Here is a 22,779-nt window from a genome sequence, read left to right on the forward strand (position 1 = left end):
GAGGTGCGCGTCCCCGAAGGCCGTCACCCCGTGGTGTGCACGGCCTTGGCCAGCAACCGTTTGAGCTGGCGCTGTTCGGCCGGACTGAGCTGGCTGACCTGCGATTTGGTGACCATGGCCGTGGCGAGCCGGCGCCGTGTCGCGAGTCCGCGTTCGGTGAGGGTCACGATCTTGGCCCGGCGGTTCGCGGGATCGCTCTCCCTGGTGATCAGGTCCTTGTCCTGGAGGCGATCGGCGATGAAGGTCACCGTGGACGGATCGCAGTGCAGGCTGGCGGCGAGCCGGCGCATGGTCGGGGCAGCGGACGGCTCGATCTGCCACAGCGCTTTCGCCTGCACAGAGGTCAGCTCCAAATCGCCGAGGGTGTCGGCGAGCAGGGCGTTGGTCTGATCGGTCAAGGTGAAAACCAGGTCCAGGACTTCGTAGACGAGGGACTCGTCCGCATCCGCGCGCTCTGCCATGCCCGCATATTACTTGGACTATCCAATACTTGACAACTCAAAGTATTTGGGTGAGGCTACAAACAGTTTGAAAGTCCAAGTATCTGCGAGACCGGCCCAGGAGACCTCGATGACCACGGACGCCGGCACGCGCCAGCCGGACAGTGCTGATCCCGCTCCGGAGGAACCGGTATCGGGTACGCGGGCGGCTGATCGGCGGCGCTACCTCTGGCTGGTCCTCGGCGCGGCCCTCTCGCTGTTCGCGGTGAACGGCCCATGGGGAATCCCGTTGGCCGCATGGCTTTTCTCGATCTTTCTCCTGCGCTTCTCCCGGACCAGCCGTCCGGTCGCCGGGATCGGCCTGGTCTGGCTGGTCTCCGTGGGGACGGTCCTGTTCTGGATGTGGCAGGTGGCCGTCCCGCTGACGGGCCTGGTGGCGCTGGGCGGCCTCGCGTTCGGCACGGTGCTGGCCGTGCCCTACCTGGTGGACCGGCTGCTCGCGCCGCGGCTGGGGGTGGCCGCGGGCCTGCTGCTGTTCCCGATGGCGTTGACCGCCTGCGAATTCCTGCTGGGCAGGTTCGGTCCGTTCGGCACGGCGTACGGCCTGCTCGCCGACACCCAGCAGAGCAACCCGGCGCTGCTGCAGATGATCTCGTTGACGGGTCCCTACGCCATCGGGTTCTTCATCGGCGCCCTCGCCACCGCGGTGAACCACGCGTGGCAGCGTCCGCGATCCAGGCGCACGGCTCGCGTGCTCGCGGTCTACGCGGCCGTGCTCGCCGTCGTCATCGGAGGTGGCTCGGCGCGACTGGCGTTCTTCCCGGCGCCCACAACCCAAACGGTGCGGATCGCCGGTCTCAACCCGAGCATGGTCACCCTTGGTGCCGAGATGAGGGCACTCGGCCTGCCCGGTTTCGATCCCACCGCCGTCCCGCGGTTCGACCCGGACACCGTGCGGGTGGAATCGACCGCGGTGATCGACGGTCTGTTCGACAACACCCGGCGAGCGGCCAGGGCCGGCGCGAAGATCGTCGTATGGTCGGAGAACGCGGCCAGGGTCTCCGCGGCGGGCAAACCCGCGTTCCTGTCCACCGCGCAGACCGTCGCCCGGCAGGAGCGCGTCTACCTGCTCGTCGCGGACAACGTCCACCTACCGGACCCCGGCTACGGCCTGGACGAGACGCATCTCATCACCCCGGATGGCACGATCGCGTGGACCTACGAGAAGGCCCATCCGATTCCCGGACTGGAGAGCTATCCGCCCGGTGACGGGGTAGTGCCCGTGGTGAGCACGCCTTACGGCCGAATCGCCAACGTGATCTGCTACGACGCCGACTTCCCCGGCATGATGCACGTGAACGCCGACATCGTGCTGGTGCCGGGAGGCGACTGGCCGCGGTTCGGCCGGGTGCACACCGAGATGTCGAGCCTGCGCGCGATCGAGAACGGCTACTCGCTGGTCCGGCAGGACTTCAGCGGCTGGTCGGCCGGATTCGACTACCAGGGACGCACGCTCGGGACCCAGGACAGCACGGTCGACCACGACCTGTGGATCCTCGACGTGCCGACGAGGGGCACCGCGACGACCTACCGCCTCGTCGGGGACGTCTTCGCCTGGCTGTGCCTGGCGGGCACGCTGGCCCTGATCGGCTTCGGCGCCATCGTCCGTCGCCCGGCACCCCGTCGGTGACCACCTCGAACGCGGCGAGGTGACAGGATGGCGGCCGTGAGCACCGACGAACAGCCGCCCGGCGCCGAGACGCCGCTGACGCTGTACCTGGTCAAGCGGCTGGAGCTGGCGATCCGCGCGCTCATGGACGACGCGCTGCGCGAGCTCGGCCTGACGACGCTGCAGTACACCGCGCTGACGGTGTTGCAGACCAGCGGCCCGCTCACCTCGGCGCAGCTGGCGCGGCGATCGTTCCTGCGGCCGCAGACGATGCACGAGATGGTCCTGACCCTGGAACGGCGCGGGCTGATCGTCCGCGAGGTCAAGGAAGGCAACAAGCGCGCCATGCTGGCCAGCCTGACCGGGGGCGGGGCCGAGCTGCTCGCCAGGTGTGCCCCCGCGGTCCTGGAACTGGAGGGCGCGCTGCTCGACGAAATCGGTCCCGGGCGGCGAGCCGCGTTCCGCAAGAGCCTGCAACACGGGATCTCCGCGCTGGCAACCCTTTCCGAGACCCGCCGCACCGAAACCGACACTCGCCGCTAGCGCAGCGCTTCTGCTATTCGCCGTAGAGCTTGCGGATCTCGGCTTTCCGGAGCTTGCCCGATCCGGTCCTCGGCAGGGCGTCGACGAACCGCACCGACCTGGGGACCTTGTACCCGGCCAGGCGGCGGCGCAGGAACGCCAGCAGTTCCTCCTCGCCGATCTCGGCGCCGGCCCCAGCGACGACCACTGCTTTGCCCACCTCGCCCCATTTTTCGTCGGGGACACCGATCACCGCGCAGGACTCGACCCCGGGGAACGCGGAAAGCTCGTGCTCGACCTCGGCCGGGGAGACGTTCTCCCCACCGGAAATGATCATGTCCTTGAGGCGGTCCACGATGTGGAAGTACCCGTCGTCGTCGACCGTGGCGATATCGCCGGAATGGAACCAGCCGTCGCGCAGCACCGCGGTCGTTTCGGCGGGTTTGCCCCAGTAGCCGCGCATCACGTTCGGCCCGCTGACGATCACCTCGCCGTGCGCACCGGCGGGCGCCCGTTCGCCGTCGGGGGAGACGACCCGCACGTCGGTGAAGAACGAGGGCACCCCGGCGGACCCGATCTTCGCCTGCGCGTGCGCGCGGTCGAGCACCAGCGCGCCGGGTGAGGTTTCGGTCATGCCGTAGCCCTGCACGAAACTCAGGCCGCGATCGAGGTAGCGGCGGATGGTGCCGATCGGTACCGGCGCCCCGCCGCACAGCAGTGCCCGCACGCTCGACAGATCCGCCTCTGGCCACCGCGCGTGCGCGGCGATGGCGTCGAACATCGCCGGTACCCCGAACATGAGCGTCACCCGGTCCCGTTCGATCGCCTCCAGCGCCGCGCCGGCGTCGAACGCGGAGTGCAGGATGACGGTGCCGCCCTTGAGCAGGGTGGGCAGGCAGATCATGCCCAGTGCGGCGGTGTGGAACAGCGGCGACGCGACCAGCGCGCGTTCGTCGGCGCGGATGTCGTTCTCCACCAGTACGTTGACGCTGTTCCAGGTGAGGTTGCCGTGCGTCAGCACCGCCCCCTTGGGACGGCCGGTGCTGCCGGAGGTGTACATGATCAGGCACGGGTCTTCGAGTCCCACCGGCGCGTCGGTGCCCTCTGGCGCCGCGACAGCGAGCAGGTCTTCGTATCCGTCGCCCACCCCGATCCGCCGGAGGTGCCGCCCCGCGGCGAGTTCGCCGACGGTCGTGCCGTGCTCCTCGGTGTGGATCAGGACGATGGCGCCGGAGTCGGTCAGCACGTGGTCGATTTCCGGTGCGCTGAGCCGGAAGCTGACCGGGACGAACACCGCGCCCAGCACGCCGCAGGCGAACAGCGCCTCCAGGTAGACGGGGTGGTTCGGGCCAAGGTACGCGACGCGGTCCCCGGTGCGCACCCCGGTCGCGGACAAACCGTGCGCCAGCCGGGTCACGCGCTCGTGGAGCCGCGCGTAGGTGAGGGCGCGGCCGTCGTGCCGGACGGCGACCGCGTGCGGGGTCATCCTGGCCCGCCTGGCCGGCCAGGACCCCAGACCTTCGTTGCGCAACGGCTTCGACCTTTCGCGGACCTCGGCGGCGGTCTACCTTTCCGGATCGAAGGCGCCGAGACCAGGGCGGTAGGCCTTCTCGTCGAGGAACTGCGACAGCCCCTTGGCCCGTGACCCCGCCTGGTCGGCGAACTGGGACTGGTCCAGCTTCGCGTAGAGGTAGTCCTCGGCCTGGTCCCACGGCATTTCCGCGGCGATCTTGTACCCGACCTTCGCCGAGTGCAGCACGACCTGGTTCATCGACGCCAGCTTCAGTGCCACCTCCCTGGTCCGTGCCCGCAACCGGTCCGCGGGCACGGCCTCGTTGACCAGCCGCATCCGCGCCGCCGTGCGGCCGTCGAACGGTTCTCCGGTCATGATGAAGAACAGCGCGTCCCGCTGGCTGACCGTCGCCGCCAGCGCGCGGCTGACCACCCCGCCCGGCGGGATGCCCCAGTTCACCTCTGACAGCCCGAACCGCGCTTCCTCGTCGGCGAACGCCAGATCGCACGCCACCAGCGGGGTGAACGCCCCGCCGAAGCACCAGCCGTTGACCATCGCGATGGTCGGCTTGCTCCAGTTCGCGAGCCGCTTCCACTGCCATTCCGCGCTCGCGCGCCGCACCTTGATCCGCACCGCCGTGCTGCCGGTCGCGTCGACCTCCCGGAAGTACTCCTTGAGGTCCATACCGGCGGAGAACGACTCGCCCGCGCCGGTGAGCACCAGCACCCGGCACCGCTCGTCGCCTTCGAGGTGGTCGAGCACGCGGACCATCTCGTCGTTGAGCGCCGGGTTCATCGCGTTGCGCTTGTCCGGGCGGTTCAGGCTCACCCAGGCGATGCCCTCGTCGAACTCGACCAGGACCGTGTCGCCCCAGGGCTCCGCCGGTGCGCCGTCGCTGACCGCTGCGCTCATCCGCCACCTCACGTAGATATCAGGAACCCTGATCTACTTGTAGCAAGGCGCGCGGCGGGACGTCAACGGCGGGGCTCAGACGGTGACCCGCCAGTTGCTGTTCGGCGAGGGCACTTCGAACTTCAATGTCGAGCAGTCGTAGTCGGCGGGGCGCGGGTTCGCGGTGGGCCGCAGCGGCGAGTTCGACGGCGTCGCCGCCGACCACTGCCCGCCGATGCGCAGCTTCAGCGAACTGGACTCGAACACCGCGCCCCGCGCGTCGGCGCAGTAGTACGCGTTGCCGGTCGCGGGATTGCGCGTCGAATACAGCTCGAAGATGTCCCAGCCCTCGCTGAGGGCGCTCTGGTCGGTGCCGCTCTGCGTGAACAGCGTGTCCCACGAACCGGTCTTCACGTTGTAGAGCGACGCGGTCCAGCCGTTTGCCGACGAATTGGTCCGGACCTCCTGCACCGTGTAGGCGGGGTGCCCGTTCACGGTGCTGGTGTAGGCGGCGAGGAACGAGCTGTCGATCGGCACGACCTTGGCCGGCGAAACCGATTTGCACCAGTCCCATGCCCAGACCTGAGCGCCCTGGCCCAGTCCGTACGCGGTGACGACCTCGATGCAGGAATGCCCGGTCGGCTTCACGGTTGGCGCGTACACCACGTCGGCCTGGTTCGAGATCCGCAGGTTCGGGGTGATGCTGTGCGTCACGACGAGGCCGTCCGCGCCGCTGGAAAGCTGTGGCTCGGGACCCCAGAAGGTGTGCTTCTGCGCCGCGATCCTTGGCGCGGCGGCCTTTCCGGCCTGTTCGCGGCGCAACTGGAGGAACCGGTCGGCCGCGGGCCCCGCGGCGGCCTTCGCGGCGTCGCCGGTCAGTCCGGGTACCACCCCGGCCGGTGCGGCGGAAGCGGGCGCGGCCCCGGCGACGACGACGGTCGTGGCCACCAGGGCGGCACAGAGTACGGCGAACAGTTTCCGCATCGGGGCATCTCCTCGTGCTCAGCGAAGGAAACGCGCGGACGGTGGGGGAGTGGGGAGAGCATCCGGCCGCGGGGAAACCGATGGTAGAGCGGGGTTTCCGTTGCGGGGCACCGACTTTCGGCGGGAATCAGTGGATTGCCCTACCTTGGTCGCGGCGGCGGCGTTCATGCCCTGGGGGGCACTTGGGGGTGCTTGGGGGAATTGATGCCCTGAAGGATGCTCCTGTAGCGGCCAAGGTGGGGTCCGCTGCGCATTCCCCGAAGGTGGCCTTCAGGGCATCCGCGGCACCATGCACTGCGCTGTGAGGGCCGGGAACGTGGCGTCAGGGGCCGTGAAGGCGTCCTTGCGGGCATGTGCCGGGGTTTCGCAGCTCGCGTCTCTTTCTCGTTTCCGCGCTCGTGCCCCGAAAATGGCCTTCGTGGGGCCTCCGCTGCTCCGGGGCTGCTGATGCCCCGCGCCACGAGGGGCGAGAACGCGGCGTCAGATTCCCCGAAGGTGGCCTTCGGGGCATGGACCTGGGCTCAGCGGTGTCCGGCGTCTTCCCAGCGGTCGCGCAGGGTGGCCAGGTGGTCGAGGCCGCCGAGGACGGCATCGGTGTCGGCGACGAAATCGATGAGGCAGGCGATGTCGTCGATGCCGACGGCGGAGAGCCGGTCCAGCACGCGCATTCCGTCGTCGACGGTGCCGAACAGCCCGCCGGTGTCGAAGTACCGGTCGAAGGAGTGCTCGACCAGGAATTCCACGTCCTCGGGATCGAGGTCCTCCGGCTTGACGTCGGGCAGGATGTCGCCGGAGGCGCGGGCGATCAGCCCGATCGAGCTGCGCAGGTAGTCGCAGAACGGGTCGTGCACGATGTCGCGGACCTTCGCGCGATCGTCGCCGAGAAAGGTGTGGAGCATCAGCGCCACGTGGCCGGTTCCACCGTCGGCCACGTGGTGTTCGGCGTACGCGCGGCGGTATTCGGCGATCTTCTTCGCCAGGTCGTCCAGGTCCTGGCCGAGCAGGTGGGTGAGCACGCCGACGCCGAGTTCCCCCGCGGCGCGGAACGTCTCCGGGCTGCCCGCGCTGGTGAGCCACACCGGCAGGTCCGCCCGCACCGGGGACGGGAAGACGCGGACCCCCGCCCGCTCACCGGTTCCGTCGGGGAATTCCACGGTTTCGCCGCGCCACAGGCTTTTCACGGTCTTGATCGTGTCGCGGACGATGTCGCGGCGGTCGGCGTAGTTCTCCGGGCGCAGCACGAAGTCCACCGCGTGCCAGCCGGAGGCGAACGACAGCCCGACCCGCCCCGCGGACAGATTGTCCACAACGGACCATTCCTCGGCGATCCGCACCGGGTGGTGCAGCGGCCCGACCACACTGCCGGCGCGGATGCCGATGCGGCTGGTCACCGCGGCCACCGCGGCGCTCGTCACGGCCGGGTTCGGGTACAGCCCGCCGAACTCGTGGAAGTGCCGCTCCGGCGTCCACACCGCGGCGAACCCGTGCTCGTCGGCGAAGCGGGCGCCGTCGAGCAACAGCCGGTACCGCTGCTGGTCCGACGCGTCGCCGTTGGCGAAGTAGAAAAGGCTGAAATCCATGGTGTGCACTCCATTCGAGGGCGGCGGCTCAGGACCGGCCGGGTTTGTCGGCGAGTTCCGGGGCGGATTCGGGCGAAGCCGTGCGCCCGCGCTTCGTGTGCCCCCGCACGGCGAGGGTGCCGAGCGCACCCGCGAAGAGGACGCCCACCGGCAGCAGGTAGCTGAACCGGACCGCGTCCGTGACGCCTTCGCGGACGGCCTTGCCGCGCGCGGAATCCAGTAGTTCGCGCGGCGCGCCCGCGAACGCGCCTGTCGTTTCGATGCGCGCGGCCGCCAGGTCGGGGCTGGCCGTGGCGGTGAACACGTCGATGAACGGCTGGCGGTACTGCGCGGGCAGCACGCCCGCCGCGCCCTGTGCGGCGTCGGCGAGCGACACCGCCAACCTGGCCTGCAGCAGCGCGCCGACCAGCGCGCCACCCAGCACGCTGCCGCAGAGTCGCATCATGTTGAACAGGCCGGACGCCGCCCCGGACATGGACGGTTCGATGTCGTGCATGGCGATCGCGGCGGGCGGTGAGAACACCACGCCCATGCCGATGCCGACGACGACGAGACCGGGAAGCATGCTGAGCCACGTCGAGTCCGGTTGCGCGGCAAGCGCCAGGTAGGCGATCCCCACCGCGAAGAGGGCGAAGCCCGCGAACATCACGTACTTGCCGCCGAACCGGTCGATGCAGCGGCCAGCGTAGGGTGCGAACGCGGTGGAAACCAGTGGTGCCACGGCGATGGTCAGCCCCGCGGCCACCGGGCTCATGCCGACCGCGGACTGCAGGTGGATCGTGGTCAGCAGCAGCATCGCGCCGAGCCCGCACGGCAGCGCCACGACCACCACGGCCATCAGCGCGAAGTTGCGCTGGCGGATGATTTCGAACGGCACCAGCGGATCCCGGCCCTGCCGCCTGCCTTCCAGCACCGCGAACACCGCGAGCACGACGACGCCGAGCACCAGCACCACGGGAACCGATATGGGGCCCCACAACGCCCCCCACTGGTGCGGCGGCCCTTCGATGAACCCGAACACGAGCAGGGTGAGGCCCGCGGTGAGCACCGTGGTGCCGAGCAGGTCGAGCTTGCGGCGCGGCCCGCCGCGCAGGTCCGGCACGACGATCGCGCCGAGCACGATGGCGGCCAGCCCGATCGGCACGTTGATGAAGAACACCCAGCGCCAGTCGAGGGAGGAGACGATCAGCCCGCCCAAGGACGGGCCGATCGCCGCCGCACCCCCGGCGAACGCGCCCCAGATACCGAGCGCCGCGCCGCGCTTCTCCGCGGGGAAGACCTTGGACACCACGGCGAGCGACTGCGGGGTGAGCATCGCGCCGCCGATGCCCTGCAACAGCCGCGCGATGATCAGCTGGGTGGGGTTCTGGGCGAGCCCGCACAGCGCGGAGCTGATCGTGAACACCCCGAGCCCGGCCAGGAAGGTCGCCTTCTGCCCGTACAGGTCGCCGAGGCGGCCGCAGGTCACCAGCAGCACGGCGTAGGTCAGCACGTACCCGTTGACCACCCACAGGATCTGGTCGAGGTTGGCGTCGAGCCCGTGCATCATCGCCGGGATGGCGACGTTGACCACGGTGGTGTCCATCAGCGCGACCGCCTGCCCCAGGCAGAGCACGCTCAACACCAGCCACGGGCTGTGTGACTTCTTCACAGGGCCGACCTCCTCGATGGACGCGCCGCGCTTCAGGACGACCGCTGTGCGTCGATCAGGCTCTGCGGGCGCATGTCGGTCCAGTTCTCCTCGATGTAGTCGAGGCAGGTCTGCCTCGCGTCGGGGCCGTACACGGTTTCCCAGCCCTGGGGCACCTCGACGAAATCGGGCCAGATCGAATGCTGGTTCTCGGCGTTGACGAGTACGACGAACTCGGCGTCGGCGGTTTCGAATGGGTTGGTCACGGTCGCGCTCCTTCGGTGACGTCGCTCCGGGCGTCGATCAGGGCGGCGAGTTCGCCGCCGATTCGGGCGATGGGTTCGGGCTGGGTCATTTCGCCGTGCGCGCACGCCACTTCGACGACGTCCACCGCGCCCGTCACGAAGGGGTGCCAGTCCGCCGGTACCGGGTCCGCGGCCGATTTCCCTTCGGTGGCGCGGAAATGCACCAGGTCACCGGCGAACCGGCCCGGCGTGAACCGGGAGGCGAGATCGGCGTTGCCCGCGAACACCGACGCCATCGCGTCGAGGTGGGTCTCCGCGACACCGGCGAGCGGGTTGCCCGCCTGGTTCAGCGCGGCCAGGAACGCGGCCGGGTCGAGCGGCTCGTCCGCGCTCACCCCGACCGATTCGAGGATCGCGGCGAGCACCTCGTGTTCGCCTGCCGGTCCGCTTTCGGTGGCAGGGTAGGCATCCAGCACGGCGAGCAGGTCGACCCGCTCGCCTTCGGCTTGCAGGCGTGTTGCCATGGCGTGCGCCACGTGCCCGCCGAACGACCAGCCGAGCAGCAGGTACGGCCCGTGCGGCGCCACCGTCCGGATCGCCGCGACGTACCGCCCGGCCATCTGCTCCACGGTGGCGGGCGACCCGGCCGGATCGGTCAGGCCGCTCGCTTGCAGCGCGTACACCGGACGGTCCTGGCCGAGGTGGCGCAGCAGGCCCGAGTACACCCAGCCGACCCCGACGGCGGGATGCACGCAGAACAGCGGGGTCCGCGTGCCCGTCCCGCGCAGGGGCAGCAGCACGTCGAGGTCACCGCCCGAAGCGGTGCCCAGACGGTCGGCCAGTGCCGCCACCGTGGGCGCCTCGAACAGCGCGCGCAGGCCGATTTCGGCGCCGAGCGCCGCGTGGACCCGTCCGATCAGCCTCGCCGCGAGCAGCGAATGCCCGCCGAGATCGAAGAAGTTGTCGTCGATGCCGACGCGCGGCAGGCCGAGCACGTCCGCGAACACGGTGGCCAGCGCCTGCTCGCGAGCGGTGCGGGGAGCGCGGCCGGACACGATACCGCTGAGATCGGGGGCTGGCAGCGCGCGCCGGTCGACCTTTCCGTTGGCGGTCAACGCGATCGCGTCCAGTACGACGAACGCGGACGGCACCATGTACTCGGGGAGCACGGCCGCCGCGTGCGCGCGCAGGTCCACCGGATCCAGCGCCGCGCCGCCGTCCGGGACCACGTAGGCGACCAAGCGCTTGAGCCCCGGCTGATCCTCCCGCGCGATCACCACGGCCTGCCGGACGGCGTCGTGACCGGAGACCGCGGCCTCGACCTCGCCCAGCTCGATGCGGAACCCGCGGATCTTGACCTGGTTGTCGTCCCTGCCGACGAACTCCAGGTTCCCGTCGGCGCGCCACCGCACCAGATCGCCGGTGCGGTACATCCGCCCGCCCGTCGCCCAGCCACCACCCCCCACGGAGGCGCTTCGCGCCGCTGTGTCTGCCGTCACCCGGCCGCCACCCCCCACCGAGGCGCTTCGCGCCGCTGTGTCTCCCGTCACCCAGCCACCACCCCCCACGGAGCCGCTTCGCGCCGCTGTGTCTGCCGACGCGCAGTACGGGTCGGCGACGAACCGCTCGGCGGTGAGGCCGCGGCGGTGCCGATAGCCGCGCGCGAGGCCGGCGCCGGTGATGTACAGCTCGCCGGTCACCCCCGGCGGCACCGGGCGGAGGTCCGCGCCGAGCACCCGTACCACCGCGTTCGGGATCGGCCTGCCGATCGGCGGCGCGTCGCCGTCGAGCGGGCCGCCGAGCGGATCGCTCATGGTGGCCACGACCGTCGTCTCCGTCGGTCCGTAGACCTGCATCATCGTGCGGCCGGGCGCCCACTTCCGGACCAGCTCGGCCGTGCACGCCTCGCCGCCGACCACGAACCCGCGCAGCGTCGGCAGGTCCCGTTCCGGCATCGAGGCCAGCATCGAGGCGACCACGTCGGTGTGCGTGATCGCGTTGCCCTCGATCAGCGCGGCGAGGTCGTCACCGGCGGCACGGGCCTCCGGCGGCGGCACGACCAGCGTGGCGCCGGCGAGCAGCGTCATCGCGATATCGGCCATGGACACGTCGAAGCTGATCGACACGACCAGCAGGAACCGGCTGGTGGCGTCCAGGCCGAGCCGGTCGACGTGCGTGGCGGCGACGTTGCCGATCCCGCGGTGGGTCACCGTGACACCCTTGGGCTTGCCGGTCGAGCCGGAGGTGTAGATGACGTACGCGGCGTTGTCCACCGACAGCGCGTGCCGCCGGTCCGCGTCGGTCACGTCGCTCGCGGGGCACCGGGTCAGCGCGTCCACAGTGGACTGATCGTCGATCGCCAGCACGTCCGCGCCGAGCCCGGCGAGCTGATCGGCGACCGCGCGCACGGTCAGCGCGAGTGCCGGTTCGGCGTCGACGAGCATGTATTCGATGCGCTCGGCGGGGTAGCCGGGGTCGATCGGCAGGTAGGCCGCGCCCGCCTTGAGCACGGCGAGCCACGCGACGATCATCTCGGTGGAGCGCGGAAAGGCCAGTGCCACCACGTCTTCCGGCCCGATGCCCAGCCGCACCAGGTGGTGGGCGAGCCGGTTCGCGCGCTCGTTGAGTTCGGCGTAGGTCGACTCCGCGCCGTCGAAGCGTACGGCCACGGCGTCGGGCGTGGCGCGCACCCTGGCTTCGACGAGCGTCGGCAAGGGAGCGAGCGGGGTGTCTTCGCGCGGGCCCATCCAGTCGTGCAGCAGCCGCTGCTTTTCCGGCTCCGACAGGACTTCCAGCTCGCCGATGGGGGTGGCGGGGTCGTTCGCCGCGTCGGTGAGCAGCCGCACCAGCCGCTCCACGAACAGCTCGGCGGTGGCCCGGTCGAACAGGTCCGTGCTGTACTCCAGCTTGCCTTCGATGCCGTCGCGCGTCCCGTCCGCACCGGTGCGCTCGTGGAGGTCCACGGTCAGATCGAACTTCGCGACCCCGATGTCGAGCGTGTCCACCGACGCGGCCAGCCCCGGCAGTTCGACCTTCTCGCGCAGGGCGTTCTGGAACACCAGCATCACCTGGAACAGCGGATGCCGCGACAGCGATCGCGCGGGCTGCAGGCGTTCGACGAGGCGCTCGAACGGGGTGTCCGCGTTGGCGAACGCGGCGACGTCGACCTCTCGGACGCGTTCGACCAGCTCGCGGAACGTCGGATTGCCCGCGGTTCCGGTGCGCAGCACGAGGGTGTTGACGAACATGCCGACGAGATCGTCGAGCGCGTCGTCGGTGCGTCCCGCGACCGGTGTGCCGATGGGGATGTCGGTACCCGCGCCCAGCCGGGTCAGCAGCGCCGCCAGCCCGGCCTGGAGCACCATGAACACCGTCGCGCCGGACTTCCTGGCCAGCGCGACCATCGCGCCGTGCAGCTCTGGTCCGATGTGGACGGCGGCGGTGCCGCCCCGGTTGCTCAGCTCCGGCGGCCGGGGGCGGTCGGTGGGCAGTTCGAGGTGATCGGGCCCGTCGGCGAGCGTCTTCGTCCAGAAGTCGAGCTGCCCGTCGAGCGCGCCGCCGGAGGAGTCCGACAGCATTTCGTGCTGCCACAGCGTGTAGTCCACGTACTGCACCGGCAGCGGTGTCCATTCCGGACCCCGTCCGGCGCACCGGGCGGTGTAGGCCGTGGCGAGATCGCGCGCCAGCGGGCTCAGCGACCAGCCGTCCACCGCGATGTGGTGCAGGACGAGCAGCAGCACGTGCCGGTCCGGCGCGGTGCTCATCAGGTGCGCGCGCACGGGAAGATCGGCGCCGAGGTCGAACCCGGTGCGCGCGGCGGCCAGCAGCGCCGCGTCGAGATCGCGCTCGTCCACTTCGGACACCGTGAGCGCGGGGGTGGCGTCCAGCACGACCTGGTGCGGGTCGCCGTCCCCCGCGACGAACACCGTGCGCATCGCCTCGTGCCTGCCCGCCACGTCGTCCAGCGCGGCGCGCAGGGCTTCGACGTCGACGGTCCCGGACAGGCGCAGCACCAGCGGCACGTTGTAGGTCGGCGACGGGCCTTCGAAGCGGTTGAGGAACCACAACCGCTGCTGGGTGAACGACAGCGGAACGCGCTCCGGGCGTTCGTAGCGGGTCAGCGGTGCCCGTGCGTCCGACGAGCCGCCGATCAGCCCGGCCAGCTTGCCGACCGTCGGCGCCTCGAACACCGTCTTGATCCGCAGCTCCGCCTTGAACACCGCGCGTACCCTGCTGACCAGCCGGATCGCCAGCAGGGAATGGCCGCCTGCCCGGAAGAAGTCGTCATCCACCCCGATTCGCGGCGTGCCGAGCACCTCCGCGAACAGCTCGCACAGGATCGCCTCGCGCGGCGTGCGCGCTCCTCGCGACGCCACCGGGCCGCCCGCTGCCAGCAGATCCGGCGCGGGCAGCGCCGCGCGGTCGAGCTTGCCGTTCGGCGTGAGCGGCAGCTCGTCCAGCGCGACGACCGCGGCGGGCACCATGTATTCGGGCAGCGAAGCGGCGACGAGCGCGCGCAGTCCAGCCGGATCGGGGGCGCGGCCCGTCACGTAGGCGACGATCAGCTTGTCGCCGGGCCGGTCCTCGCGAACCACGACCGCGCAGCGCGCCACGTCGTCGTGGCCGGCGATCGTGGCCTCGACCTCGCCGAGTTCGATGCGGAACCCGCGCACCTTGACCTGGTGGTCCACCCGGCCGAGGAAGTCGAGGTTGCCGTCGGCGCGCCAGCGCGCCAGGTCGCCGGTCCGGTACATCCGCCCACCCGTCGCCCGGCCACCACCCCCCACGGAGGCGCTTTGCGCCGCGGTGCCCGCCGGTCCACCGTACGGACTCGCGACGAACCGCTCCGCGGTCAGGCCGGGGCGGCCGAGGTAGCCCCGGGACAGCCCGTCGCCGCCGAGGTACAGCTCACCGGTGACACCGGCGGGCACCGGGCGCAGCGCGGCGTCCAGCACGTACACCTGTGTGTTCCAGATCGGCCCGCCGATGGTGGGCGTGCCGTCTTGGCCGAGCACGGCCGCGGTCGACCACACCGTGGTTTCCGTTGGCCCGTACAGGTTTGTGACCTGGCTCGCCAGTTCGCGCATATCGGCGGCGAGGCTCGCGGGCAACGCCTCGCCGCCGACCAGCACGCGCAACCCGGCCAGGCTCGACGGCACGGTGGTGACCAGCGACTGCCACAGCGACGGCGTGGCCTGCATGATCGTCGTCCCGGTGCCGCGGATCAGCGCGGCGAGCGATTCCGGGTCGACCACGGTGTCCTTGGGCGCGATCACCACGCCCGCACCGGACAGCAACGGCACGAAGACTTCCAGCCCGGCGATGTCGAACGCGATGGTGGTGACCGAAAGCAGCCGGTCGGCGCCGTCGAGCGGGAAGCGCTCGCGCATGCACAGCAGGAAGTTCAGGAACGCCGAGCGGGGGACGACGACGCCCTTGGGCCGCCCGGTCGAGCCTGACGTGTAGATCACGTAGGCGGCGCTGCCCGGCAGGAGACGGCCGCGCTCGGTGTCGGTGAGGTCGGCACCGGAGCACTCCCGGACCCTGGCCGCCGTGGCCGGATCGTCCAGCGCCACCACGTTTCCGGGCAGGTCGCCGGCGAGTTCGGTGGTGGTCACCACCAGCGCGGGATCGGCGTCGTCGAGCATGAAGCGCACGCGGTCGGCCGGGTAGTCGGGGTCGATCGGCAGGTAGGCTGCGCCCGTCTTGAGCACGGCGAGCAGCGCGACCACCAGGTCCGGGGTGCGGGGCAGGACGAGCGCCACGAAGCGGTCCGGTGCCGCGCCTTCGGCGAGCAGCACGCGGGCCAGCCGGTTGGCGCGCGCGTTCAGCTCGGCGTAGGTGTGGCTCTCCGCCGGGGAAAGCACCGCGACGTTGTCCGGCGTCGCCGCCACGGCCTGTTCGAACAGGTCCACGAGATCGCCGCCGGGCAGCGGGTGGGCGGTCTGGTTGCGGCCGGAGACCGCCAGCGCCAGGTCTTCTTCGCCGAGCAGGCGCAGCCTGCCCACCGGCTGGTGCGCGTCCTCGGTGAACGCCTCGAGCACGCGCAGCAGCCGCAGGCCCAGCGCTTCCGCATCGGCGCGGTCGAACACCTCCGGCCGGAAGCACAACCGCAGGCGCAGGCCACCACCCCCCACGGCGCCCGATTGGCCGGGGATCGCGTACAGGCTGAGCGGGTAACTGCTCGGGTAGGTGGTGTTCAGCTCGCCGACCCGGATCGCGTCGCTGGGGGAGACCGGCTCCGCTGGGAAGTTCTCGAACACGGTGAGCGTGTCGAACAGTTCGTCCAGACCGGTGAGCCGGTGCAGGTCGGACAGCCCGAGGCACTGGTGCTCGGTCATCCTCGACTGCTGGTCCTGCACCGCGGCGAGCAGGTTCGCCAGCGACCGGGCCGGGTCCAGCCGGACGCGCACCGGCGTGGTGTTGAGGAAGAACCCGATCATCGACCCGGCGCCGGGCAACTCGGGCGGGCGCACCGAGGCGGTGGTGCCGAACACGACGTCCTGGCGGCCGGTGAGCTGCCCGACCAGCATCGCCCATGCCGCCTGCACGACGGTGTTCATCGTGAACCCGTGCCGGCGGGCGGCCGCGCTCAGCGCCGAAGTCGACTCCGCTGACAGCGCGGTGACGAGATGCTCGGTCTCGCCGGGTTCGCGGCTGCTGCCGGGCGCGGCGACCAGCGTCGGCTCGTCGATCCCGTCGAGGGTCTCGGACCAGGCGCGTTCGGCCGCCTGCCGGTCGAGACCGGCGAGCCAGCCGAGGTAGTGCTGGTACGGCGAGGCGCCCGCGGTGGCTTCACCGGACAGCCATTCGCGCACGAGCGTCGGCGTGGACCAGCCGTCGATCAGGATGTGGTGGTGGGCGACCAGCACCCGCCACCGCCGCGCGCCGAGCCGGAGCAGGGTGAACCGCAGCAGCGGTGGCGCGGCGAGGTCGAACCGGACGGCGGCGTCGGCCTCGGCCAGGCGGTCGGCCTCGGCGTCGCGCTCGGCCTCGGGTGTCCCGGTGAGGTCGATTTCGGTCCACGGCAGGTCGACGTGCTCCGCGATCACCTGGACGGGCCGGTCGGAGCGGTCGTGCGGGAACCCGGCGCGCAGGTTCGGGTGCCGGTGCAGCAACGCCTCCGCGGAAGCGCGCAGCACGGCCGTGTCCACCTCGCCGTGCAGCTCGAAGGTCAGCTGCATGGTGTAGACGTCGGGAGCGTCCGAATCGAGGGAAGCGTGGAACAGCAGCCCTTCCTGCAGCGGCGTGAGCGGCCACGCGACGGTGCCGTCCGGTAGGCCTCCGGTGCTCTCGTTGTCCACAGAGGACAGTTGGGGGAGTGCGCCGGTTCCGGCCTGGGAAACCACCAGCGCGAGCCGTTCGACGGTGCGCTGTGCGAAGACGTCGCGCTGGGTGAACGCGAGCCCGCGCCTGCGTGCGGCGCTCACCAGGCGGATCGCGGTGATGCTGTCGCCGCCGAGGTCGAAGAAGTCGTGGTCCACACCGATTCCGGTGACTTCGAGCGCCTCGCCGACGAGTTCGCAGAGCGCCCGCTCGACCGGGGTGGTCGCGGCACGGCCTTGCTCCGGCGCGGTCTTGGGCGGCGCGGGCAGTGCCGCACGGTCCAGCTTGCCGCTCGGCGACAGCGGGAACGCTTCGAGCACCACGACGGCCGCGGGAGTCATGTGCGCCGGCAGCGAATCGGCGGCGTGGCGGCGAAGGCGCACCACGTCGAACTCGGCCGGGTCGCCCGCCGCGGGGACCACGTAGGCGACGAGGCGGTGACTGCCCTCGCGGTCTTCCCGCAGTGTCACGGCGACCTGCGCGACCGCGGGATCGTCGGCGAGCGTCGCCTCGATCTCGCCGAGCTCGATCCGCTGGCCGTGGATCTTCACCTGGTGGTCGACGCGGCCGGCGTAGTCGAGCACGCCGTCTTCGCGCCATCTCGCCAGGTCACCGGTGCGGTACATCCGGGAACCGGCCGGTCCGTACGGGCTGGCCACGAACCGCTGCGCGGTCAGCGCGCTTCGCCGCAGGTAACCGTCCGCGAGCTGGACACCGCCGAGGTGGAGCTCGCCGATCTCGCCGACCGGGACCGGGCGCAGGTTCGCGTCCAGCACGTGCACCTGGGTGTTCCACACCGGACGGCCGATCGGCACCGAGGTCTGCCCCGGCTCTTCGGCGCACTCCCAGTAGGTGACGTCGACCGATGCCTCGGTCGGGCCGTACAGGTTGTGCAGGCCGACGCCGACCGTGTCGCGGAACCGTTGCGCGAGGTCGGCCGGGAGCGCCTCGCCGCTGCAGATCACCCGGCGGAGCCCGGTGCAGGCCGCGGCCGCCGGCTCGGTCAGGAACACCTGCAGCATGGACGGGACGAAGTGGATCGTGGTGATCCCCGCGGACTGGATCGTCTCGGCGAGGTAGGCCGTGTCGCGGTGGCCGTCCGGGCGGGCCACCACGAGGGTGGCACCGACGATCAGCGGCCAGAAGAACTCCCACACGGAAACGTCGAAGCTGGACGGGGTCTTCTGCAGCACCCGGTCGTCCGCGCCGAGCCGGTACTCGGCCTGCATCCACAGCAGGCGGTTGACGATGCCGCGATGCGAGACGACGACGCCCTTCGGCCGCCCGGTCGAACCGGAGGTGTAGATCACGTACGCCGCGTCGTGCGGTGTCGGCCGCCGGTGCCGGTGCCCGTTCGGGTGCGCCGCGGTCAGGTCGATCCGGTCCAGCAGGATCTTTTCGGTGCCGCCGGGCAACACCACGCCGGCGGCCATGGTGCTCAGCACCAGCACGGGCTCGGCGTCGGCGAGCATGAACGCGATCCGGTCGGCCGGGTAGTCCGGGTCGATCGGCAGGTACGCGGCACCGGTTTCCAGCACCGCCAGCAGCCCGGCGATCAGTTCGAGCGAGCGCGGCACCGCGATGGCGACGATCCGGCCGGGCCCCGCGCCGCGGGCGCGGAGTGCCGCGGCGAGATCGCCGACCCGGCGGGCGAGCTGCGCGTAGGTCAGCTCTTCGCCTTCGAAGACGACGGCGGGCGCTCGTGGCGTGCGCACGACCTGTTCGGCGAACAGGTCCGGCAGTGTCGTGCCGGGCACGGCGGCCGCGGTGTCGTTCCAGTCGGCGATGAGCCGGTCGAGGTCCTGGCCGGTCACGTCGGATGCCCCCATGCGAGATCCTCCAGCAGTCGCGGACCAGTCCATACCCCTGTGTGGACTGGTTGCACCGCTTCATGCTTTCCCACCGCACCGCCGCCAGTCCCGGTCCAATGGCGGGGAAGGTGGACTGGGTTGGTGCTTCTGGTGGGAAAAAGGCCGGTACCGCGGGAAAAGGCGCTACCTTCTGGCGGACGGGGATGGCGACGGCGAGGTGCGCCGCGCATCCATGGAGACAGGCCAATCGCGTAGTGGGGCGATGAAGTGGACCGCTCTGGTGACCTCGGGGCCGTGGTGGACCTGCTCGGTGACTGGACCGTGTCGAGGGCGCCGCTGTACCGGAAGCTGGCCCGCGCGCTGGAACGGGCGATCCGCGCCGGCGATCTGCGCGCGGGCGAACGGCTGCCGTCCGAGCGGGAGCTCGCGCAGCGGCTGGCGATCAGCAGGGCGACGGTCGTCGCCGCCTACGACGAGCTGCGCGGCAGCGGGATGATCGACAGCCAGCGGGGCAGCGGCACGCGCGTCACCGCCGCGGTCCGGCCGAGGACGCTCGCCGCGGACGGCAGGGTTCCCGGTGGCAGGGCCACGTCGATCTTCCAGCGCATGGTCGACGGGCCGAGCGAGCTGATCTCGCTGGCGATGACCATCGAGCCCGCGGTGCCGGAACTCGGCGACGCCGTGCGCGAACTCGTCCGCACCGATCTGCCGGACCTGCTCGCCGACATCGGGTACCACCCGCGGGGCTTCCCGCCGCTGCGCCGGGCCGTCGCCGACTACTACACGGCCGCCGAGCTACCCACCGCCGCGGACCAGGTGCTGGTCACCACCGGCGCGCAGCAGGTGATGGGCCTCGTCGCGCAGATGTACCTGCGGCCGGGGTGCGCGGTGGTCGTCGAATCGCCGAGCTGGCCCGGTTTCCTCGACCTGTTCCGCGCGGCGGGCGCCCGGCTCGTCGGCGTCCCCCTCGACGAGGAGGGCATCCGCCCCGACCTGCTCGCGCAGGCGTTCGCGGAACACCAGCCGGTGCTGCTCTACGTCATGCCGACCTACCACAACCCGACCGGCACGCTGATGTCTGCGGCGCGGCGCAAGCGGGTCGCCGAGCTGTGCGTGCGGTTCAACGTGTCACTGCTGGAGGACCACGCCTACGCCACGAGCTCGTCGTGCGGCGGGTCGGTGCCGCCGCCGATCGCGGCGTTCGCGCCGCCTGCCGCCGAGGTGCTCACCGTCGGCTCGCTGGCCAAGGCGGTGTGGGCGGGGCTGCGCATCGGCTGGGCGCGCGGGCCTGGCGAGATCATCGAACGGCTGGCCAGGTACAAGGTCCGCGCCGATCTCGGCACGCCGGTGCTCGACCAGGCACTGGCCGCGCGCCTGCTCCCGGACATCGGCGAAATCGCGCGCGCCCGTGCCGGCATCCTGCAGTCGCGGATGGACCACCTGCGCGAGCTGCTCACCGAGCACCTGCCGTCCTGGCGGTGGCGTAGCCCCGACGGCGGTTCCGCGCTGTGGGTCGAGCTGCCGGACACCAACGCGCAGGTTTTCGCGCAGGTCGCCCTGCGCCACGGCGTCGAGGTCGTCGCGGGATCGTCGACGGATCCGACCGGGGCGCACGACAACTACGTGCGCCTGCCGTGCAGTTTCCCGATCGAGGTGCTGACCGAGCTGGTCGGCAGGCTGAGCAGGGCGTGGCTGGAACTGCAACGGCACGGTCCCGCCACCGGGCTAATGCAGCCGATCATCTGAAAATAGTGAAAAGATGATGTATCTGCGCCGGGGCGGCGGCCTCGTGCCGTTTTGTCTTTCGCGGGCCCTTCTTTAACAAACCTTCTTTAGTGGGCGCCGCCGTCGCGGCCGGGTGTCGACCATTCACGGAGCGTAATTCCGCCGCTTCCCAACGTACGGGATTATCGAACCGGGTGCCCGTCTTGAATTCCGGCAGTGAATCTCGCAGTGGGAACGTTACGCACCGTGTGCGGTGAACGCCATTTGGTGATGCGACCCTGCCATATCCGGCTTCGGCTTTCCCCGGTTCGCGCAAGTGGTCCGCGGCGGTGGATTCCCGTTTGGCGTTGCCGGTCCATCGGTGCCGCCTCGTCCGCACGCGTGCCGTCCCTGTCGTGCACCGGAATGATCTCGGCTCGTGTCCCAGTTTTGCGGTAAACACCCTGGTCAGGGTGCCGGATCGATGATCGAGGGTGAGTGGGCCGGTCCGGCGCTGTTGATCGTGTCCACCGTCTTCGATATCAACTGACCAATTCGGCTGTTAGTCAGTACTCTGCATCCAGAAGAGCTCTCGATCATGTCGGGAGAAGTGTTCGAGCCCAGGTCGAGCGCACTTTCCACGGTTGTTTCCCGTGAAAACACAATATCGTGGTGAATACCGAGGGTTATTGGTTGTGGGCAATCGAGTGGCAAGGTCGGACCAGGCCATTATTCGGCACCCGAGCGGTCCACCTTAGTCTGAACGGATCACGCGAAATGCTCCGACCGCCCGTCCCGATCAGCGGAAAACTGAAATAACCTTGCGTCAGCACCGGGACGTGCGCAGCTCATGGGGAGACGTGTCCGGGCAAGATCGAACTATTTCGTCAAACATGTTTCCTTTTCCGTGGGGGATTTCTGTGCGCGACTCTGACGGCCACCTCAGGCTGCGAAAAACATGCTGGGAACACGATGGATGACGCGGGGCTGGTCGGTGCGATCGCGGGGCAGGCCAAGGAGCGGCCGGCCGCCCCGGCGCTGTGCTGGCGGGACGAAGAGATCGGCTACGGCGAACTGGTCCTGCGTGCGGGCCGTGCCCGTGCCGCGCTCACCGCTCTCGGCCTGGAGCCGGGCACACCGGTGGCCGTGCACGCGGAGAAGACGCCGGACACGATCGCGCTGGTGCTCGGCGCGCTGAGCGCGGGGCACCCGGTCCTGCTGACTTCCACGACACTGCCCAGCGACACCGAGGCGCACCTGCTCGACAAGGCGGGCTGCCGGGTGAAGGTGTCCGCGGTGCCGTCGCCGTCGGCGGGACACGTCGTCGATCTGTCCACTTCGGACGGCGGAACCCCTGCCCCGCTCACCGAGCACGACGGCGGGCAGGACGCCGTCCTGTTCATGCTGACCAGTTCCGGGTCGACGGGCGTGCCGAAGATCATCCCGCTGACCGCGGGCGGGGTCGGCAGGTTCGTCGGCTGGGCGAGCGCGGCCTTCTTCGGCGATGGCCCGAAGACCGTGCTGAACTACGCGCCGCTCAACTTCGACCTGTGCCTGCTCGACATCTGGACCACGCTCGCCACGGGCGGCAAGGTGGTGCTCGTCGACGCCAGGCGCGCGACCAGGGCCGGCTACCTGCACGAGCTGATCGAGCGCCACCGCGTGCACCTCGTGCAGGCGGTCCCGATGTGCTACCAGCTGCTGCTCGAATCGACCGCGGGCCCGCACCCGGCGGTCCGGTACGTGATCTCCACCGGCGACGTGCTGCCACCGCGGTGCCTGCGGCGGCTGCGCGGGCTGTTCCCCGGCGCGCAGCTCTACAACCTCTACGGGTGCACCGAGACCAACGACAGCTTCCTGCACCCGATCGACGATGCCGGTGCGGACGGTCCCGTCCCGCTCGGCCGCCCGATCGACGGGGTCAGCGCGCTGCTGGTCGACCGGGACGGGGTGGTGCTGGAAGGGGAGGGCGTCGGCGAGCTGCTAGTCAACACGCCATTCCAGGCACCGGGCTATCTCGACGCCGCGCTCACCGAGCGGGCCTTCGTGCCGCATCCGGCAGGCCGGGACCGGTTGCGCTACTTCGCCTCCGGCGACCTCGTCCGCCGCGATGCCGACGGCGCGCTGACCTTGCTGGGGCGCAACGACTTCCAGGTGAAGGTCCGCGGCTCGCGGGTGAACACCCAGGAGGTGGAGCGGGCGCTGCTCGCGCACCCGGACATCCCGGAGGCCGTGGTGTTCGGCGCGCCCGACACGATCGCGGGCACCGTGTTGCACGCGGTGGTGCGCAGGCGCACCACCGACGCGCCGGACAGCCTGGCGATCCGGCGGCACTGCGCCACCCGGCTGCCCGCCGCCGCCGTTCCCGCAGTCCTGCACCTCGTCGACGCGGCACTGCCGCGCACGTCGACGGGCAAGCCCGATCGCAAGCAGATCGCCAGCACGTACTCGAAAGGACATTGAC

General features: G+C 70.7%; 11 protein-coding genes and 1 pseudogene. 4 read left to right on the forward strand and 8 right to left on the reverse strand.

All coding sequences use genetic code 11. The features are described 5' to 3' along the window. Positions 1-23 precede the first annotated feature (23 nt). The gene (locus ABD256_RS20390; protein WP_344420877.1) at positions 24-461 is read right to left on the reverse strand and encodes a MarR family winged helix-turn-helix transcriptional regulator; all 438 of its coding nucleotides are present in this window, start codon (positions 459-461) and stop codon (positions 24-26) included. 109 nt (positions 462-570) lie between these two features. Between ABD256_RS20390 and ABD256_RS20395 the strand changes: the two genes are divergently transcribed. Together ABD256_RS20395 and ABD256_RS20400 are read left to right on the forward strand one after the other, a co-directional pair. Next, positions 571-2,130 (forward strand): nitrilase-related carbon-nitrogen hydrolase, encoded by a 1,560-nt coding sequence (locus tag ABD256_RS20395; RefSeq protein WP_344420880.1) that lies wholly within the window; start codon positions 571-573, stop codon positions 2,128-2,130. A 27-nt stretch (positions 2,131-2,157) separates the two neighbouring features. Further along, the gene (locus ABD256_RS20400; RefSeq protein WP_425546479.1) at positions 2,158-2,652 is read left to right on the forward strand and encodes a MarR family winged helix-turn-helix transcriptional regulator; all 495 of its coding nucleotides are present in this window, start codon (positions 2,158-2,160) and stop codon (positions 2,650-2,652) included. Between the two features lie 13 nt (positions 2,653-2,665). Here the strand turns inward: ABD256_RS20400 and ABD256_RS20405 are convergent, their stop codons facing one another. From ABD256_RS20405 to ABD256_RS20435, 7 genes and pseudogenes are all read right to left on the reverse strand, one after another. Further along, positions 2,666-4,162, reverse strand: a complete 1,497-nt coding sequence (locus ABD256_RS20405; RefSeq protein WP_344420886.1) for an acyl-CoA synthetase — start codon at positions 4,160-4,162, stop codon at positions 2,666-2,668. Between the two features lie 33 nt (positions 4,163-4,195). Next, on the reverse strand, positions 4,196-5,056 hold the full coding sequence (locus ABD256_RS20410; protein WP_344420889.1) for a p-hydroxycinnamoyl CoA hydratase/lyase: 861 nt from the start codon (positions 5,054-5,056) through the stop codon (positions 4,196-4,198). 75 nt (positions 5,057-5,131) lie between these two features. Continuing rightward, positions 5,132-6,019, reverse strand: a complete 888-nt coding sequence (locus tag ABD256_RS20415) for a carbohydrate-binding protein (protein WP_344420892.1) — start codon at positions 6,017-6,019, stop codon at positions 5,132-5,134. Between the two features lie 521 nt (positions 6,020-6,540). Then, a complete protein-coding gene (locus ABD256_RS20420; RefSeq protein WP_344420895.1) occupies positions 6,541-7,599 on the reverse strand; it encodes a MupA/Atu3671 family FMN-dependent luciferase-like monooxygenase in 1,059 nt (352 codons plus the stop codon). A gap of 28 nt (positions 7,600-7,627) precedes the next feature. Next, the gene (locus ABD256_RS20425) at positions 7,628-9,250 is read right to left on the reverse strand and encodes an MFS transporter (RefSeq protein ID WP_344420898.1); all 1,623 of its coding nucleotides are present in this window, start codon (positions 9,248-9,250) and stop codon (positions 7,628-7,630) included. A 32-nt stretch (positions 9,251-9,282) separates the two neighbouring features. Continuing rightward, positions 9,283-9,495 (reverse strand): MbtH family protein, encoded by a 213-nt coding sequence (locus tag ABD256_RS20430; RefSeq protein WP_344420901.1) that lies wholly within the window; start codon positions 9,493-9,495, stop codon positions 9,283-9,285. Then, positions 9,492-18,566: pseudogene (locus tag ABD256_RS20435) on the reverse strand (amino acid adenylation domain-containing protein); the annotation flags it as partial. The gene ABD256_RS20430 and the pseudogene ABD256_RS20435, both read right to left, overlap by 4 nt. A gap of 312 nt (positions 18,567-18,878) precedes the next feature. Between ABD256_RS20435 and ABD256_RS20440 the strand changes: the two are divergent. Together ABD256_RS20440 and ABD256_RS20445 are read left to right on the forward strand one after the other, a co-directional pair. Beyond that, the gene (locus tag ABD256_RS20440; protein WP_344420907.1) at positions 18,879-20,357 is read left to right on the forward strand and encodes an aminotransferase-like domain-containing protein; all 1,479 of its coding nucleotides are present in this window, start codon (positions 18,879-18,881) and stop codon (positions 20,355-20,357) included. Between the two features lie 930 nt (positions 20,358-21,287). Further along, positions 21,288-22,778, forward strand: coding sequence for an AMP-binding protein (locus tag ABD256_RS20445; protein WP_344420910.1), 1,491 nt, complete (start codon positions 21,288-21,290; stop codon positions 22,776-22,778). The last annotated feature ends 1 nt before the right edge of the window (position 22,779 follow it).

It is taken from the genome of Amycolatopsis minnesotensis, from assembly GCF_039529815.1.
GTDB classification, from domain to species: domain Bacteria; phylum Actinomycetota; class Actinomycetes; order Mycobacteriales; family Pseudonocardiaceae; genus Amycolatopsis; species Amycolatopsis minnesotensis.